We start from the raw sequence: 16,621 nt of genomic DNA, 5'->3' as shown, positions 1-16,621 counted from the left end.
CGGGCTGTCCGTGGCCGCGCCGCCGTCCGTGGCCGGACCGTCCGCACGGTCCCCGCTCGTGCCGCCCGTGCTCGTACCGCCCGTGCCGCTCGTGCCGCTCGTGCTCGCGGGCGTACCGAAGACCACCACGCCCTGGTAGTACGTCCACGCCAGCGCGTCGCACGTGGCTCGGGTGGAGTCGATGTAGCGGGCGCACACGCGCCCCAGGTCCGCGTGGAAGGCCGAGTCCAGCCGTGCCTTGTTGGCCTCGAACGCCCCGGCGGCCTTGTAGTTGCGGTAGCCGAAGTCGTGCCGCGCGCAGGAGTTCTGGAAGGGGAAGCCGAGCGGGTTGTCGGGGGCGCCGGAGCAGTAGTCCGTCGACCAGTCGAAGGCGTACGCGCTCCAGGCGCCCTGGTTCTGGCGCGCCGCCCACCAGGCGTCGTAGCTGGCCGCGCTCGACTGCGTCCAGGCGCTGAGGAGCTGCGGCTTGTCGGCGGGTACGGCGGGCGCGGCGGTGGCGGACTGGGCGGGGACCAGGGCCAGCAAGGCGGACGCGAGTGGCAGGGCGAGACGGCGGCGCATACGGAACCTCCGGACGGCGAGCGGTCATGGGTGCGCCCCGCCGGACGTGTTCCGACGGGGCGCCCATAGCCTCCGCTCGTCCGCGGCCGCGTGCCGTCAGCGACGCGCGCTCCGAAGAGTGAACGTGAGTGTGCGGGCCCCGGTGGCACGGTGGAAAGGGGGCGGGCGAGGAGGCCGGAGGTCATGCGTACGAGCGACGAGATCTACCACCGCATCCGCTGGGACCCGCGTCTCGACCCCGCCCGGTTCGTGATGGGCATCAGCCGCCGCGAGGCCGCGGAACCCGGGCGCCTGGCGCTGGAGGACTTCGTACCCGGCGGTGACATTCCCTGGCACCGGGTGGTGTTCTTCGAGGCGGACGGCGAGGTGGTCTGGGACCGTTCGACGGGCGTGGACCGCGTCGACGAGACCGCCGCCGGCCGCGTGAGCGACCGGCAGTCGATCCGGGACCCGGCGGAGGCGGGCGCGGAGAGTGCCGCCGGCGGGATCCTGGCCGTACCCCCGACGCCGCGTACGGCACTGGCGTGGCTCCCACCCGCCGAGCTGTGGCCGGCGATCCAGCACATCCGCCACGAGCACGACCGGCAGTTCCACCGCTGGCCGCCCCATGTGAACGTGCTCTTCGGTTTCGTTCCGGAGGAGGACTTCGGGCGCGCCGCCCCGCTGCTCGCTGCGGCTGCGGCGCGGGTGCCCGCGTTCGCCGTCCGGCTGGAGGGGGTGCGCTGGTTCCGTCACCGGTACGACGCGACCGTGTGGCTGGACCCGGCGGCGGGGGGCGGGGAGCCGTGGGCGCGGCTGTACGACGCGCTGGAGGAGCGGTTCCCGCTCTGCGGCGAGCGCGGCAGGGGCTTCACCCCGCACCTCTCGCTGGGGCGGACGCGGGACCCGCGCCGGCTCGCCACCCACTGCGCCGGCCTCCTCGGCGGCCTGACCAGCCGCGTCACCGAGCTGGCGCTGTTGTCGCGCCGGGGTGACGACCCGATGCGTGTACGGGCGACGCTCGCGCTGGGGACGGGTGAGGTGCGGTGGGCGGCCGGATAGCCCGGCGGGGCTCCTGCCGCCCAGGGCACCGGGCACCTCGGCGCCCAGGTCACGGGGCACCGCGGCGCGGCGCGCACCGGCTCCGTACGACCGTCGCGTCCGCCGCTCGTACGACCCGCTGCTCGGCAGGCAACCCGCCCCACCGATAATCCGTCTAGAAGATCGCGGCGGGCGGCTCGGACCAGCCCCACCGCCGCGGTCCGGGACGGTATGACGCAGACGGGGGCACCGCTGCGGGGGAAGCGGACGGGGAGCTCGACAGGTGAACGGAATACGGGGGGCCGGGCTGCGCCCTGCCATCGTGCGGGCCACGGCGGGACTGCGGAGACGCGGGGTGCTCGCGGCCACGGCGGCCGCGGTCGTCGCCGGGATGACCGGCTGCACCGTACCGACGCCCCGGCGCAGCGGGCCGACCGCGGACCCGGCGCCCGGCATACCGATCACCAGTTCACGGCGCGCGCAGCTGATGCAGATCGCGGCGCACCCGGACGACGACCTGTACTTCATGAACCCGGACACCCAGCGCATGGTCGACGCCGGTGTCCCGCTCGTCTCCGTCTACGTCACCGCGGGCGAGCACGACGGCAAGAACCACATCCCCGGCCGCAAGGACATCAGCGCCGACAAGTCGGCCTACTCCTCCGCCCGGCACCAGGGCCTGCGTCAGGCGTACGCGGCGATGCTCGGCCTCGACATGTTCACCCCGTGGCAGAAGGGCGTCCTCACCCTCCGCGGTGACCGCCGCGCCGAGATCAACACGCTGACCAACGGCAACCGCCGCGTCGAGCTGGTCTTCCTCAACCTCGCCATGCACACGCCCCGCCGCTGGATGGCCGTACCCAGCCTGTGGAAGGACCGCCAGCTCGGCCTGCGGACCGTCGTGGCCGACGACTCCCCCGTGCGCAAGGCCGACGACTACGACTACGACCGGCTCATCGACGTCCTCGTCGGGCTCATGGAGCAGTACCGGCCGACCGTCATCCACACCCTGGACCCCGACCCGGACATCCAGCACAGCGACGAGCGGACCCGCAAGCGGGACTCCGAGCAGCCCGGCTACTCGGACCACGCCGACCACACGGCCGTCGCGTCCTTCAGCTGGGCCGCCATGATCCGCTGGGTCGCGCACGCGACGAAGGACGGCGGCGCGATACCCGCCTTCGTCACCACCTCCTTCCGCGGCTACTACAACCGCCACTGGCCCAAGAACCTCCCCGAGCCGGTTCTGCGCGAGAAGGCGGCGCACCTCGTCCCGTACGGCGGGGACCCGTCCTGGCAGTGCGGCAACAGCGCCGGCTGCGGCGACTACAACGTCGGCGGGACCCGGCCCCTCACCAACAGGAAGGGCTGGGTGCGGGCCACGCACTACCGCTACCCGGACCCGGGCCCCGTCGTGGTCGCCGAGCCGGACGGACGGCTCGCGGTGTACGGGGTGCTGGGGCTGCGCGCCGTGCGCTGGCAGGAGACCGAGCGCGGCAGCGGCCAGTGGGGCGAGCCGGACGACCTGGGCGGCGGGCCCCTCGCGCCCGGCCTCGGCTCGGCGGCCCTCGAGGACGGGCGGCGCCTGCTGTTCGGGCTGCGCTTCGCGGCGCTCGGCGGGCACGGCGGCGCCAACAAGCGCGAGGTCGTGCTGCTGGAGCAGCGCTCGGCGGGCGGGCCGTTCCTGGCCTGGCGCGGGCTGGGCAACCCGGAGTCCGACGACGACCGCGGGCGCCGGCTCGGCGTTCCCGTGGCGGCGACGGACCGGGAGGACCGCGTGCACCTCTTCGTCCGCAACGCGGACAAGGGCGTCAGCACCCGGATCCGGGAGGCCGACGGCAGCTGGGGGCCGTGGCGGGACCTCGGCGGCGAGGAGATCCAGGACGGTCTGTCGGCCACGGTGGACCGGGCCGGCCGCGTCCACCTCTTCGCGGCCGGGCGGGACGGCGTCCACCACTGGACGCAGGACGCGCCGGGCCGGCCGGTGGCGTTCCGCCCGGACAGCGGGCTCCCGGTCTCCGGCGACCCGGTGGCCGTGGCGGCCGCGCCGGACGGCGGCCTGGAGCTGTACTACCGCGCGCCGACCCGCAAGGAGCTGACGGCGGTACGGGTCGACGGGGCCGCCCCGGCCCGCGTCGCGCTCGACGGGTACGGCCCGGTCGGCGCCGCCGCCACGCCCCGGGGCCCGCTGCTGATCGGCAAGGACCTGCACGGCCGCATCCTCGTCCGCACGGTCGCGGGCCGCCTGGTCACCCGTACGCAGGGAGCCGTGGCCCTGGAGTCGGCGGCCCTCCACGTCCACCCGGAGCACGGCACCCTCGCGATCGGCCTCGGCGCCGACGCCCACCCGTGGACCTGGGCGCCGGAGCCGCACACCGAGGGCTGAGCCCCGGCCGGGCCTTGCCGGGGGACGGCGGCCCGGGGGGGCGCTCAGAAGCGCTCGACCTTCTCCCCCTCCGGCACCTGGTAGCAGCCGGACACGACCATCAGGCTGAGCTTGGGCGGATCGTTCTTCGCCCGGTGGACGATGTTGACGCTGTACTTCTTCTTGTCGTTGTCGGCCGTGAGCTGCAGGTTCTTGTTCACGCTGGTGTCGCGGCCGTACTCCACGACTTTCCAGCCGTGCTTCGGCAGCTCCTCCTTCAGGCGTTCCATCACTCCGCCGAGCTCGGCCGCCGATGCCGGCATGAAGCTCCACTTGTGGAAGATCCGGAAGAACTTCTCGGGATCCTTGTCCGAGCAGTCCGAGACGCCGGGCCCGGTGTCGGAGGCCTTGCCCTTGATGCCGATCAGGTCGTAGATCTCGCTGGACACCCTTTCCGCCTCATCGGCCGCGGCGGAGGAGGTGGCGGTGCCCGTGAGCGGGACGTCGTCCGATTCGTTCATGCTGCATCCGGTGAGTGTGGTGAGGACGAGGGACACGAAGAGCGCCTGAGCGCCCAGTCTGGTCTTCAATGCGGGAGCCTCGATGGGTCGGGCGGTGGCGCGGGCCGGCCATCACGCTGTCGGTGCGGGTGTCAGGTCCGGTCGTCGCGGTGTCTCCGGGCCCGGCCGGCACACGAAGGGCGGGCAGGGAGCGTCGGCACGGCTAGCGCGTCCTCTCATAGATGGGGCGCGGCTTCACCTGTTCCGCTTCGTCGCCCTTTCCGGCGACGACCAGGCCTTGGTTGAGCAGGCTCTTGGTGTCTTCCTTCCAGTAGTCGCTGTGCCCCTCGGTGTCCGTGGTGAGCTGGTTGGCGCCGAAGCGTTCGTCACTGGGGATCGTCCAGGGGCCGTCCCAGTCGGTCCCGCCGTGCCCGAAACGTCCGATGTCCGGGACGGGGTCCCCCTTCGCCTCCTGGTTCCACACGTGCCCCTTGGGGACGTCCATGTCCTCCGCCTTGGGCACCTGCACACCCGGGCTGCCCGCGAGGATCACGTCGTCCGCGTTGAGGTCGCCCTGGCGCGCCGCCGATCCGATGAGGGTCGTGCCGTAGGAGTGGCCGATCGCCGTACGGTGCGGATCCGTCTCGACGGTCCGGGAGGCGTCGAGGCCGTCCATGAACCGGTTGAACGCCGGGGCTCCGTCGTCCGCGTAGTGGCTGAAGGGGGAGTCCTTGACGATGTTCTGCGGAGCGTCGTACCCGAGCCACGTGATGGTGGAGACCGACTTGCCGTCGGCCTCGTCGCTCGCCACGCGCCAGGTCTCGACCATCCGGTTGATGTCGCCGCCGATGCTGCCGAGGTTCGACGTCGTGCCCGGCACGTACACCGCCTGGTGGTCGGCCGTATCCGGGTTGCCGTTCGCCACGATGGCTCTGCCGTTGCCCTCCGGGCTGAAGCCGAGCAGATACGCCTCGGGCAGTCCTCGCTCGCCCGTCTGGTCGAAGCGCTGCTGAATGCTCTTCATCCCGTTGAGGGACTTGTTGAGCTGCTCGTACCGGTCCCCGTACTTGTTGTGCCACGCCATCCACTCGTCGGTGTGCACCTTCGACGGGTACGGCCCCGCCGTGATCCAGGTCCACTCGTTGGCGGGCGGCTTGGGGATGGAGTCCAGTTCCATCTGCAGCTGGCCCCGCTTCTCCTCGAAGACGGTGCGGTTGGCCTCGTCGCGGACCGTGGACGGCAGTCCGTCGAGCGCGCCGACGACACCGGGCTGGAGCGAGAGCCAGGCCGCCTGCTCCTCCGCGCTGAGCTTCTTCCACCACGCCGCGTTGTCCTTCGGCGTGCCGTCCTTGGGGGGCTCCGGCAGCGACTCCAGGTAGCTCTTGCCGGCCTCGCGGACCCCGCCCATGTCCGACTGCGCGTCGGACCAGTCGCGGTTCGAGACCACGAGGTCGTCGTCGGCCTTGAGCGCGCGCAGCTTCGGGGCCCACTTCGCGTCCGCGTCGGTGGCCTCCTTCACCGCGTCGGAGATCCGGCTCGCGAACCCGAGGGCCTTGCCGTAATTGGGGTTCGGGTGGACGTTGGCCGCCTGGCGGTACATCGCCGCGGCGGTCGGGTCCGTCGGGGTGCCGGTGCTCTGCACGGTGCCGCCCTCGGGGACCTTCCCGTCGACCGCGTCGCCGCCCGCGGGGAACGTGACCGATCCGTCGGGGTTGACCGTGCAGTTGTTGGCGCTCGCGTCCGCCAGCGCGGCCTCCAGCTTCCGCTTGGCCGCCGCCATGTCGAAGGCGAAGCCGTTGAGGGCGGCGCTGATCAGCCCGCACTCCGTCTGGACGTAGTGGAAGTTCTTCGAGAGTTCCTGCAGCTGCCCGAGCGCGGCCTTCGCCGTCGCGCCCTCCAGCTCACGCCGGATGCCCGGGCAGACCTCATTGTCGATCTTGTCCTTGGCGGTCATGGCCATGTCGCCCGTCGCACGGTAACCGTCCGCGGCTTCCTCGTACTCGGAGGGCTTGAATGCCTTCAGCGCCGCAAGGTCCATGGCCGCGGATCACTTGTCCTTCCCCTGGCCGCCGACGGCCTCGGTGTCCTGGTACTTGGCCTTGATCTTGTCGATCTCCGCCTGGAGGGACGAGTCGAGCATCGACAGGTCACGCCCGGAGCGCTCCAGCAGCCCGCCCAGCTCACCGCACCGGCCGCTGACGTCCCCGACGTACTTCTTCCAGGACTCGAACAGCTCCTTCTGCGCGGCCGCCGTCTGGCACCCGGTCGTCTCCCCGAGCCCGGCCTGCCCGTCCTCCAGCTTGGTCTGCGCCTTGCCGATGTCGTCCTTCAGCCGCCGGACGCCCTCACCGGCCTTGGCCCAGACCCGCTTCTCGGACTTGAGCTTCTCCGACGAACCGCCGCCCTGGTCGGCCGGGTACTGATTGAGCTGCATCTGCGCGCCGCCGCGCGCCGCCGCGTCGGTCTTGAGCTGTTCCCACTCGTCCCATGCCATCCGCGAGCCTCCCCGTGTCCCCGTCGTCCCGGGCGCCCCCGGGCCGAGACGCCATGATCCCCGGAGTCGAACGGAGAAATCAAACCTCCCGGTCGGCGGCCCCGGCCCCCCGGGAACGGCGAAAGGGCCCGTACGACCGAGGTCGTACGGGCCCTTCGCTTGCAGCTCTGCGAGCTACCAGGTCAGACGGTCAAGCGAACTTACTTGACGATCTTGGTGACCTGGCCGGCGCCCACGGTCCGGCCACCCTCACGGATGGCGAACTTGAGGCCCTCCTCCATGGCGACCGGCTGGATCAGCGAGACCGACATGGTGGTGTTGTCGCCCGGCATGACCATCTCGGTGCCCTCGGGGAGGGTCACGACGCCGGTCACGTCCGTGGTACGGAAGTAGAACTGCGGGCGGTAGTTGTTGAAGAACGGCGTGTGGCGGCCACCCTCGTCCTTGGACAGGATGTAGGCCTGCGCCTCGAACTCGGTGTGCGGGGTGACCGAGCCCGGCTTGATGATGACCTGGCCGCGCTCGACGTCCTCGCGCTTGATGCCACGGAGGAGCAGACCGACGTTCTCACCGGCCTGGCCCTCGTCGAGCAGCTTGCGGAACATCTCGATGCCGGTGACCGTGGTGGTGGTCTTCTCGGTCTTGATGCCGATGATGTCGACGGTCTCGTTGACCTTCAGGACACCACGCTCGATACGGCCGGTGACGACCGTACCGCGACCGGTGATCGTGAAGACGTCCTCGATCGGCATGAGGAACGGCTTGTCGACGTCGCGCTCCGGCTGCGGGATCGACTCGTCGACGGCGTTCATCAGGTTCAGGACCGACTCGGCCCACTCCGGGTCGCCCTCGAGCGCCTTCAGAGCGGAGACCTTGACGACCGGAACGTCGTCGCCCGGGAACTCGTACTCGGAGAGGAGCTCACGCACCTCGAGCTCGACGAGCTCCAGGATCTCCTCGTCGTCCACCATGTCGGCCTTGTTCAGGGCGACGACGATGTACGGAACGCCGACCTGGCGGGCCAGGAGCACGTGCTCCTTGGTCTGCGGCATCGGGCCGTCGGTGGCGGCGACCACGAGGATGGCGCCGTCCATCTGCGCGGCACCGGTGATCATGTTCTTGATGTAGTCCGCGTGACCCGGGCAGTCGACGTGCGCGTAGTGACGCGACTCCGTCTGGTACTCGACGTGCGCGATGGAGATGGTGATACCGCGCTGACGCTCCTCAGGAGCCTTGTCGATCTGGTCGAAGGCCGAAGCCTCGTTCAGGTCCGGGTACTTGTCGTGCAGCACCTTGGTAATGGCGGCCGTGAGGGTCGTCTTACCGTGGTCGATGTGACCGATGGTGCCGATGTTGACGTGCGGCTTAGTCCGCTCGAACTTCGCCTTCGCCACTGGGGTCCTCCTGGGGAGTGGTTCTGTACGCCTTACTCATCGGCGCCAGGTGATCTTTGCTGGGATGCCACCCGCCGGGGCCCTGCCTCGGGTTCGGGGCCTTGCCCCGGCGGTTGGTGTCAAGCCTACGGCGTGAACTCGGGTGAGTTACTCGCCCTTGGCCTTCGCGATGATCTCCTCGGCGACGTTCCGCGGAACCTCGGCGTAGGAGTCGAACTGCATCGAGTAGCTTGCGCGACCCGAGGTCTTGCTGCGGAGGTCGCCGACGTAGCCGAACATCTCCGAAAGCGGCACCAGGCCCTTGACGACCCGGGCGCCCGCACGCTCCTCCATGGCCTGGATCTGGCCACGGCGGGAGTTGATGTCACCGATGACATCGCCCATGTAGTCCTCGGGCGTGGTGACCTCGACGGCCATCATCGGCTCGAGGAGCACCGGGGACGCCTTGCGCGCGGCCTCCTTGAAGGCCTGCGAACCGGCGATCTTGAAGGCGAGCTCGGAGGAGTCGACCTCGTGGTAGGCACCGTCGAGAAGCGTGACGCGGACGCCCGTCATCTCGTAGCCGGCGAGGATGCCGAACTGCATGGCCTCCTGGCAGCCGGCGTCCACCGAAGGAATGTATTCCTTCGGGATGCGGCCACCGGTGACCTTGTTGACGAACTCGTACGAGGCGTCGCCGCCCTCGATCGGCTCGACCGCGATCTGCACCTTGGCGAACTGACCGGTACCACCGGTCTGCTTCTTGTGGGTGTAGTCCACGCGCTCGACGGCCTTGCGGATCGTCTCGCGGTACGCGACCTGCGGCTTGCCGACGTTGGCCTCGACCTTGAACTCGCGCTTCATGCGGTCGACGAGCACCTCGAGGTGAAGCTCGCCCATACCGCCGATGACGGTCTGGCCGGTCTCCTCGTTGGTGTGCACCTGGAAGGAGGGGTCCTCCTCCGCGAGACGCTGGATGGCGACACCCAGCTTCTCCTGGTCACCCTTGGACTTGGGCTCGATCGCGACCTCGATGACCGGCGCCGGGAAGTCCATGGACTCCAGGATCACCGGGGACTTCTCGTCGCAGAGCGTCTCACCGGTCGTGGTCTGCTTCAGACCCATGACGGCGATGATGTCGCCCGCGCCCACCGACTCGATCTCCTCACGCTTGTTCGCGTGCATGCGGTAGATCTTGCCGATGCGCTCCTTCTTGCCCTTGACGGAGTTCAGCACCGAGGTGCCGGACTCCAGGCGACCGGAGTAGATCCGGACGAAGGTGAGCTTGCCGAGGTGCGGGTCGCTCATGATCTTGAACGCCAGCGCCGACAGCGGCTCGTCGTCGGACGGCTTGCGCTTGACGACCGTCTCCGCGTCCTTGACGTCGTGGCCCTCGATGGCCTCGATGTCGACGGGCGACGGCAGGTAGCGCACGACCGCGTCGAGCAGGGGCTGGACGCCCTTGTTCTTGAACGCGGTGCCGCAGAACACCGGGGTGACCGTGGTGCCGGTGCCCTTGCCGGAGGCGATGGTGATGCGACGGATCGCGGCGTACAGCTGCTCCTCGGACGGCTCCTGGCCCTCCAGGTACAGCTCCATGATCTCTTCGTCGTTCTCGGCCACGGCCTCGAGCAGCTTGCCGCGGTACTCCTCGGCAGCCTCGGTGTGGGTGTCCGGGATGTCGACGACGTCGTACATCTCGCCCTTGGCGGCCTCGGCGGACCAGACCAGGGCCTTCATACGAACGAGGTCGATGACGCCCTTGAAGTCGGCCTCGGCGCCGATCGGGAGCTGCATGACGATCGGCTGCGCGCCCAGGCGGTCGCTGATCATGTCGACGCAGCGGTGGAACTCGGCACCCGTGCGGTCGAGCTTGTTGACGAAGCAGATACGCGGAACGCCGTAGCGGTCCGCCTGACGCCACACGGTCTCGGACTGCGGCTCCACACCGGCCACACCGTCGAACACCGTCACGGCGCCGTCGAGGACGCGGAGCGAACGCTCCACCTCGACGGTGAAGTCGACGTGACCCGGGGTGTCGATGATGTTGATGGTGTGATCGACGTCCTCGAGCGACCAGTGGCAGGTCGTCGCGGCGGACGTGATCGTGATGCCGCGCTCCTGCTCCTGCTCCATCCAGTCCATCGTGGCGGCGCCGTCGTGGACCTCACCGATCTTGTACGAAACGCCGGTGTAGAACAGGATCCGCTCGGTGGTGGTCGTCTTGCCCGCGTCGATGTGGGCCATGATCCCGATGTTGCGGACCCTGGCCAGGTCAAGCGAAGTGGTAGCCATAAGGCTTCAGTCTTCTCTCGGTCTCGATGTGGGTGCGACTACCAGCGGTAGTGCGCGAAGGCCTTGTTGGACTCGGCCATCTTGTGCGTGTCCTCACGCTTCTTGACCGAAGCACCGAGGCCGTTCGAGGCGTCCAGGAGCTCGTTCATGAGGCGCTCGGTCATGGTCTTCTCGCGACGGGCGCGCGAGTAGCCGACCAGCCAGCGCAGCGCGAGAGTGGAGGCGCGACCGGGCTTGACCTCGATCGGCACCTGGTAGGTGGCGCCACCGACACGGCGGGACTTGACCTCGAGAGACGGCTTGACGTTCTCGAGGGCGCGCTTCAGCGTGATGACCGGGTCGTTGCCGGTCTTCTCGCGGAGGCCTTCCATGGCGCCGTAGACGATCCGCTCGGCGGTGGAACGCTTGCCGTTCAGCAGGATCTTGTTGATGAGCGAGGTCACCAGAGGAGAACCGTAAACCGGGTCGATGATGACCGGGCGCTTCGGGGCGGGGCCCTTACGAGGCATTCTTACTTCTCCTTCTTGGCGCCGTAGCGGCTGCGGGCCTGCTTGCGGTTCTTGACACCCTGGGTGTCGAGCGAGCCGCGGATGATCTTGTAGCGAACACCCGGCAGGTCCTTCACACGGCCACCACGCACGAGCACGATGGAGTGCTCCTGCAGGTTGTGTCCCTCACCCGGAATGTAAGCCGTGACCTCGATCCCGCTGGTCAGACGCACACGCGCGACCTTGCGGAGGGCCGAGTTCGGCTTCTTCGGGGTGGTCGTGAACACACGCGTGCAGACGCCGCGGCGCTGAGGGGAACCCTCGAGTGCGGGCGTCTTGTTCTTCTCGACCTTGTCCTGCCGGCCCTTCCGGACCAGCTGCTGGATCGTAGGCACTACTTCTCCGGTTTCTGTGTGCCGTGTAGTAAAGCTAACCTGGAACGTCGCCGACCCACGCGGTCGGGTGTGTCGAATACTGCGGACCTCCGCCGATCGGCGGAACGAGCGCAGATTGCGGTGACCGTGACCGGCTCGCCATGCGGTTGCAGACACGCACACGAGCCCAGGCACACCCCAGGCACAAGGTCTGAGCGTACCTACCGTACGGAGCTGGGTCAAAACAAATGACCATGCCACCGGGGCGGCCCGCGCGGCGGGACGCGGCGGCACCTCAGGGGTGGTCGCCCGGCCTCCGGCGACGGGCGGGCAACCGCGGAATGGTGGGCACGCGGGAGTTGCGCGACTTGGCGACCAGCTGCGGCGTGCCGGACCCGGCGCGGGGCTCGTCGGACCCCTGCCGCTGCGCTTCCCCGTCGCCGGCCGGGACGCCGGACCTCGGCGTGGCGGCGGGCCCGGACCGGCGGTCGGAACCGGACCGGCTCTCGGAACCGGGCTGGGACTCGGAGCCGGGCTGGGACTCGGGCTGCTGCTCGGCTGCGGGGCGGTCGCCGGAGCCGGGCTCGGGCTGCTGGCCGGCTGCGGGGCGGTCGCCGGAGCCGGGATCGGGCTGCTGGCCGCCCTCGTCCTGCTGGTCCGCTTCGGATCCGCGCGCCGCTCGGGGGCCGGCGGCGGTGCCGGGCGTGTCGCCGGCGCCGCGGGCGGAGTCCTCGGGATGCGGGGTGGCGTTCCGGGCGTCCCGGTGAGCCCGGGCCTCGCCCCGGGGGGCATCCCGGTGGGCCCGGGCCCTGCCCTGGACGTCGCCCGGGGCTTCGGCACGCGGTGCGCCGCCCTCACCGGGCGGGGCGCCCGGCGCCGGCCGGCGGTCCGGGCGGTTGCGGGGGTGCCTCGGGCGCCGGGGGTCCTGGGCGTCGTCGCCGTCCCGGGAGTCGTCGGCGCGCTCGGCAGGGCGCGGGTCCCGGGGAGGGCGCCGGGGGTTCGGCGCCCGCGACGTGCCGCGCGACCGGGACGCGTCTCCGGTCCCCTCGGCCCCGGGGCCCGGGGATCCCGGCCTGCCTTTCCCGCCCGCTCCGCCACCCTGGCCGGAGGGGCCGCCCCCGGCCGGGCCGTCGCCCTGCGGGAACGGGATGACCGCGGCCTGGCCCGGCGTACGGCCGACCAGCCGCAGACGGCGGGTCTGGGCTATGCGGCGCGCCTCCTCCAGGACGGGTTCGTACTCGTCGGCGGCGTCGCGCCAGCCGTTGACGTACGCCTGGAACTCGCGGCGCGCCAGTTCCTCGCGCAGCAGGACCACGACCTCCTCGGGCGGGTGGCCCTCCAGGTAGCGGCCGAGGGTGGCGAGCAGGGCCGGCAGGTCGTCGGCCGGTTCGGGAAGTCCGCGGACGGGGCCCCGGGCCTTCGTCGGGCCCGCCTCGCCGTCGCGCGCCTCGCCGTCGCACGGGTCGCCGTCACGCGGGTCGCCGACCGGCCGGGAGCACCCCTCGCTCTCGACCATCACACTCTCTTTCGCAACCCGTCGCCGTCGGTCCCGCCGAAGACGTCGGTTCAGCCTCCGTGCCGGCGACGCCCATACCTGTGGCGGTACCCCCCGGGAGCTCGGCCGCCACCGGGGCATTGAGCCTGCGAAATCGTGGGGACAGGCACGAACAAGCTTACGAGAGAACGGAGTCAGGCTTCGCGGGCACCCTTCGCGTCCCCCTGCCGCGCCCCCGCGGAACCCTCGCGCTCGCCGGCCGACCAGTCGGGCAGGAACTGCCCCGCGACCCGGATGAACATGTCGCGCTGGTCGGGCGGAATGCCGAGCCCGGCCGCGGCCTGCTCCAGGGTGAGCGCCGACGGCGCGGCCTCCTCGGCGGGCGGCACGTCCCTCGGCAGGCCGGGCAGCGGCAGGTCCTCCTCGGTGAGTCTGCCGGACTTGATGAGCATGTCGCGCACAGGGACGCGCAGCACGTGGGCGAGGCGGCGCATGGTCTCCAGGTCCGGCATGCTCTGGCCCTGGAGGAGCCGGGTGATGGCCGCACGGTGCACGCCGGCCTCGTCGGCGAGGCGGGACTTACCGCCGCCGCGCGGGCTGTCGATGTCGTACCCCTGCCGTCGGATCACCCCTTCGATCCAAGCCGTGAACTCTTCCAGTTCGCTGACGGACATGGGCACGTCCTCCCTTCGAGGCGGTGGCCAGACTATCGCGCTTGCGCGCACCCATTGCGCGCTTACACGCACGCAAGTGTGAAGGTTGCGTCGAGAAGTGGACAGACCGCCCTTCACTTTTGGTTGCGCGCTCGCTCGCAACGTGCCAATGTGCGTGCTCGCAACAACTTTCCCATGCGTCGCAGCACACCAGGGGGGCCTGCGTCATGTCCGTACCGCCGTTACACGTCCGTCCGTCCTCGTCCGCCGAGGAGAAGCGGGAGTTCTTCGGGTGGCAGGCCGACGCCGCCTGCGCGGGGATGCCGCCCCAGGTCGTCTTCGCCCGGCGGCCCTCCGACGCGGCGCCCGCGCTGCGGGCGTGTGCGCGCTGCCCGGTGACGCGCCAGTGCGAGGAGACGGTGGACCCCGCGCACACGTGGTTCGACGGCGTCAGCGCCGGGCGCCTGTGGCACAACGGGCGACCGGTCGACCTGAACCGGGGCAACCGGTCCCGCCCCCGGCGCACCCGCCCGCTCGGCGACGACACCGCCACCGGCACCGCCGCCTGACAGCACCCGCCCGTAGCCCGACCCGCTCCAGCCGACGCCCTCGCCGGCGCAGCACCGCAGGCCGAGCAGGCCCGCCGGGCGCCGACGACCCGCCCAGGAGGCAGCACTCATGTCCGCCAGCCAGCCCACCCCCACCCCCGGTACCACCGCAATCCCCGGAACCGCCGGAATCCCCGGAACCGCCGATGCGGTCGCCGCAGGCGTCGTACGTGACGCCGCCCTGTGGACCGCCATGCTGATCCGCCAGTTCCCGGAGCTCCTCACCGAGCTGGCACCGGCGCCGGGCCGCGGCGCCCCGTCCGTCGACCGACCCACCCCCGGGGCCGCGGAGCTCGCCGCACGCGCCGCCCGTCGGCGGGACGAACGCCAGGAGGCGCTGCTCAACGAGCAGCGGCACGGCCTGTCCGTACCGGGTCACGTCGCCTCCCCCATCCGCCTCCACGTCTCCGACGCGATCCGGGACATCACCGACGGCGTGGTGGAGCTGGAGGAGGCGGTGTACGACCGGCTCGGTATCGGGCGCCCGCGCCGGGCCGACGTAGGACAGCGGCTGCGGCGCATCACCGGGCTGCTCGACCGCGTCGCCGCCGACGCCACGCTCGCCACGCACGTACGGGACGAGATGCGCCGCATGGCGAGGCGCTGCGCGCGGGCGCTCGGTGAGGCGGAGACGATGGTGCGGGTGTCCGGGCGTTGTCCGTGGTGCGACTCGGTGTCGCTGCGGGCGTTCCCGACGAGCCGGGCCGTGGTGTGCGTCAACCCCGGATGCCGGTGCGGCGTGCCGGACTGCGACTGCTCGACCGATCCGGCGTTCCGGCACCTGTGGGCGGAGGACGCCTGGCAGGAGCTGGCTCAGGCGGCGGAGGGCGGCGTGGCCCGGATCGCCGCGCGGATGGACGAGGGCGCGCCGGCCGCGGTGCCGGGCGCGGTCGGAGCGGTGCGCGACGGAGGTGCCCGATGAGCCGTACGAGCGCCGCAAGCCCCGCGAGCCGTGCCCCGATGACGGCCCCGGCACTGGTCACCGGCCAGCTGGCCGCCCAGGAGGCGGGCGTCGTACCCACCACCATCCGCAAGTGGGTGCAGCTCGGGCACCTCGCGCCCGCCGGGCGACAGGGCCGCGCACAGCTCTACCGGCTGGAGGACGTCTTCGCCGCGGAGCGCTCGACGCGCCGGAAGGCGCGGGTGAACGGGGCCTGAGCACCCCTTGGTACGGACGCCGACGCATCGGAACGCCGGGGCGGCCGCTCCCCTTCGGGAGTGGCCGCCCCGGCGTTTCGGCGTCCTGCACCGGCCGTGCGCCGCTGCGTTCCTGCACCGGCCGTGCGCCCGCGCCCTCCTGTGTTCCGGCGTGCGCCCGCGGGCGTCAGGTGCGTTCGGCGCCGCCCGGCCGGGCGGGCATGCGGAACACGGGGGCGGCCGCCGCCGGCGCGGACGGCTCGGCGGTCAGCGCGGCCACGGCCTCCTGCCAGCCGCTGGAGAAGCCGCGCAGCTCGGCGTCGAGGGTGATGCGCGCACCGACCTTGGCGATCACGGCGCTCAGGGCGCGCCCCACCCCTCCGGTGTACGTACCTGCCGCGACGCTCTCCACCGCGACCTCGACGGCTGCGGCGGCGACGTCGGCCAGTCGGTCCTGCGGACTGTTCCTCATCGGCCTTCACCGCCGGCCGCCCGCCCGCTCCTCGTGTTCGTCTCCACGCCCCACCACTCCTCACGCCCGCCCGGGTGCTCCGTACCTTCCGCGTCCACGTCTGCTTCTCGGCCATTTCCTCGAACTACTGTTCGGGTTAGCGAGCGTAGCGCAGATGAAGGGGTCCGCGGCGGACATACGGAGCGTGCCCCGCCGAGGCCCGGAGCAAGTTGGTTGCGGGCGCCGCCGGCCTCGATCACACTTGGAGCAGCGGCAGAGCTGCGCCCTCACCCAGGGCGGCGGTCCTGCCGCTTCGTGTTTTCCCGACTTTCTCCCGAAGGGAGCGTCCATGTGAGCCCTCTCGCCTTCCCGGACGCGGAACGACTCGTGGTCGACCACCTGAAGAACCGGGCGGAACTGGCCGGGGTCGTGGTCGACAACCGGCCGCCCGCCGGGTTCGACGGCACCCAGAAGGCCGTCCTCGTCTCCCGCGTCGGCGGCGCCTGGGTGGACGACCTCCACCTCGACCAGCCGCTGCTCGACCTGGAGGTCTACGGGCCGGACAAGACCGCCGCCCACACGGTCGCGCTGACCGCACGCGCCGCGCTCCTCGAAGCCGCCGGAACGGTGTACGGCGGCGCGTCCGTCACCGAGGTGGCCGAGGCGGACGGCCCGCGCTGGCTGCCCGACTACAACCGGCCGAACGGCAACCGGTACCTCTCGACGGTCCGGCTCTCCATCCGGCCCGCGTAACGGCGGACGGGCCGCGGCCCGGCACCGCCACGCGGCACCGCCGCACCACACCCC

15 protein-coding genes and 2 pseudogenes are annotated in these 16,621 nt (G+C 71.4%); 6 read left to right on the top strand and 11 right to left on the bottom strand.

All coding sequences use genetic code 11. From position 1 onward, the window contains the following. Positions 1-114: 114 nt before the first annotated feature. Positions 115-561, bottom strand: a pseudogene (locus IH00_RS0123200) (phospholipase); the annotation flags it as partial. Positions 562-744: 183 nt separating this feature from the next. Here IH00_RS0123200 and IH00_RS0123195 point away from each other — a divergent pair. Both IH00_RS0123195 and IH00_RS0123190 read left to right on the top strand, forming a co-directional pair. Next, a pseudogene (locus IH00_RS0123195) lies at positions 745-1,593 on the top strand (RNA repair domain-containing protein); the annotation flags it as partial. A 379-nt stretch (positions 1,594-1,972) separates the two neighbouring features. After that, on the top strand, positions 1,973-3,967 hold the full coding sequence (locus IH00_RS0123190) for a PIG-L family deacetylase (RefSeq protein WP_052411589.1): 1,995 nt from the start codon (positions 1,973-1,975) through the stop codon (positions 3,965-3,967). 44 nt (positions 3,968-4,011) lie between these two features. Here IH00_RS0123190 and IH00_RS0123185 read toward each other — a convergent pair whose 3' ends face one another. From IH00_RS0123185 to IH00_RS0123145, 9 genes are all read right to left on the bottom strand, one after another. Next, the gene (locus tag IH00_RS0123185) at positions 4,012-4,536 is read right to left on the bottom strand and encodes a hypothetical protein (RefSeq protein WP_031076648.1); all 525 of its coding nucleotides are present in this window, start codon (positions 4,534-4,536) and stop codon (positions 4,012-4,014) included. Positions 4,537-4,669: 133 nt separating this feature from the next. Further along, a complete protein-coding gene (locus IH00_RS0123180; RefSeq protein ID WP_031076647.1) occupies positions 4,670-6,484 on the bottom strand; it encodes an alpha/beta hydrolase in 1,815 nt (604 codons plus the stop codon). 9 nt (positions 6,485-6,493) lie between these two features. Further along, on the bottom strand, positions 6,494-6,940 hold the full coding sequence (locus tag IH00_RS0123175; protein ID WP_031076646.1) for a hypothetical protein: 447 nt from the start codon (positions 6,938-6,940) through the stop codon (positions 6,494-6,496). Positions 6,941-7,140: 200 nt separating this feature from the next. Further along, positions 7,141-8,334 (bottom strand): elongation factor Tu, encoded by a 1,194-nt coding sequence (gene tuf, locus IH00_RS0123170; protein ID WP_031076645.1) that lies wholly within the window; start codon positions 8,332-8,334, stop codon positions 7,141-7,143. A 147-nt stretch (positions 8,335-8,481) separates the two neighbouring features. Next, positions 8,482-10,608: an elongation factor G gene (fusA, locus tag IH00_RS0123165; RefSeq protein ID WP_031076644.1), complete on the bottom strand. Its 2,127-nt coding sequence runs from the start codon at positions 10,606-10,608 to the stop codon at positions 8,482-8,484. A 38-nt stretch (positions 10,609-10,646) separates the two neighbouring features. Then, on the bottom strand, positions 10,647-11,117 hold the full coding sequence (gene rpsG, locus IH00_RS0123160; protein ID WP_031076642.1) for a 30S ribosomal protein S7: 471 nt from the start codon (positions 11,115-11,117) through the stop codon (positions 10,647-10,649). Positions 11,118-11,119: 2 nt separating this feature from the next. Next, positions 11,120-11,491, bottom strand: a complete 372-nt coding sequence (gene rpsL / locus IH00_RS0123155; RefSeq protein ID WP_003948652.1) for a 30S ribosomal protein S12 — start codon at positions 11,489-11,491, stop codon at positions 11,120-11,122. Between the two features lie 274 nt (positions 11,492-11,765). Beyond that, entirely contained in the window at positions 11,766-12,986 is a 1,221-nt protein-coding gene (locus tag IH00_RS39020) for a hypothetical protein (protein ID WP_052411583.1), read from the bottom strand. Positions 12,987-13,159: 173 nt separating this feature from the next. Next, the gene (locus IH00_RS0123145; RefSeq protein ID WP_052411582.1) at positions 13,160-13,639 is read right to left on the bottom strand and encodes a transcriptional regulator; all 480 of its coding nucleotides are present in this window, start codon (positions 13,637-13,639) and stop codon (positions 13,160-13,162) included. Between the two features lie 206 nt (positions 13,640-13,845). On the opposite strand from IH00_RS0123145, the gene IH00_RS37615 reads away from it, so the two are divergent. From IH00_RS37615 to IH00_RS0123130, 3 genes are all read left to right on the top strand, one after another. Further along, positions 13,846-14,187 carry a WhiB family transcriptional regulator gene (locus IH00_RS37615; protein WP_078887913.1) on the top strand — a complete coding sequence of 114 codons (342 nt, stop codon included), beginning with the start codon at positions 13,846-13,848 and terminating at the stop codon, positions 14,185-14,187. 109 nt (positions 14,188-14,296) lie between these two features. After that, a complete protein-coding gene (locus IH00_RS0123135) occupies positions 14,297-15,148 on the top strand; it encodes a hypothetical protein (RefSeq protein WP_420710907.1) in 852 nt (283 codons plus the stop codon). Between the two features lie 38 nt (positions 15,149-15,186). Continuing rightward, positions 15,187-15,384: a MerR family transcriptional regulator gene (locus IH00_RS0123130; protein ID WP_031076633.1), complete on the top strand. Its 198-nt coding sequence runs from the start codon at positions 15,187-15,189 to the stop codon at positions 15,382-15,384. Positions 15,385-15,550: 166 nt separating this feature from the next. Here IH00_RS0123130 and IH00_RS0123125 read toward each other — a convergent pair whose 3' ends face one another. Further along, complete coding sequence (locus tag IH00_RS0123125) at positions 15,551-15,835, bottom strand: hypothetical protein (protein ID WP_063835436.1); 285 nt, start codon at positions 15,833-15,835, stop codon at positions 15,551-15,553. A 330-nt stretch (positions 15,836-16,165) separates the two neighbouring features. Between IH00_RS0123125 and IH00_RS0123120 the strand changes: the two genes are divergently transcribed. Next, complete coding sequence (locus tag IH00_RS0123120) at positions 16,166-16,567, top strand: hypothetical protein (protein ID WP_031076631.1); 402 nt, start codon at positions 16,166-16,168, stop codon at positions 16,565-16,567. Positions 16,568-16,621: the final 54 nt, after the last annotated feature.

The sequence above is a fragment of the Streptomyces sp. NRRL S-118 genome (assembly GCF_000716335.1).
In the GTDB taxonomy this organism is placed as follows: Bacteria; Actinomycetota; Actinomycetes; order Streptomycetales; family Streptomycetaceae; genus Streptomyces.
This window is presented reverse-complemented; position numbering and strand designations above follow the sequence as displayed.

Coding starts and splice junctions, on each gene's coding strand:
- IH00_RS0123190 (WP_052411589.1), top strand. CDS start 1,973: ATGACCGGCTGCACCGTACCGACGCCCCGGCGCAGCGGGCCGACCGCG.
- IH00_RS0123180 (WP_031076647.1), bottom strand. CDS start 6,484: ATGGACCTTGCGGCGCTGAAGGCATTCAAGCCCTCCGAGTACGAGGAA.
- IH00_RS0123175 (WP_031076646.1), bottom strand. CDS start 6,940: ATGGCATGGGACGAGTGGGAACAGCTCAAGACCGACGCGGCGGCGCGC.
- fusA (WP_031076644.1), bottom strand. CDS start 10,608: ATGGCTACCACTTCGCTTGACCTGGCCAGGGTCCGCAACATCGGGATC.
- rpsG (WP_031076642.1), bottom strand. CDS start 11,117: ATGCCTCGTAAGGGCCCCGCCCCGAAGCGCCCGGTCATCATCGACCCG.
- IH00_RS39020 (WP_052411583.1), bottom strand. CDS start 12,986: ATGGTCGAGAGCGAGGGGTGCTCCCGGCCGGTCGGCGACCCGCGTGAC.
- IH00_RS0123145 (WP_052411582.1), bottom strand. CDS start 13,639: ATGTCCGTCAGCGAACTGGAAGAGTTCACGGCTTGGATCGAAGGGGTG.
- IH00_RS37615 (WP_078887913.1), top strand. CDS start 13,846: ATGTCCGTACCGCCGTTACACGTCCGTCCGTCCTCGTCCGCCGAGGAG.
- IH00_RS0123135 (WP_420710907.1), top strand. CDS start 14,297: ATGTCCGCCAGCCAGCCCACCCCCACCCCCGGTACCACCGCAATCCCC.
- IH00_RS0123130 (WP_031076633.1), top strand. CDS start 15,187: ATGACGGCCCCGGCACTGGTCACCGGCCAGCTGGCCGCCCAGGAGGCG.
- IH00_RS0123125 (WP_063835436.1), bottom strand. CDS start 15,835: ATGAGGAACAGTCCGCAGGACCGACTGGCCGACGTCGCCGCCGCAGCC.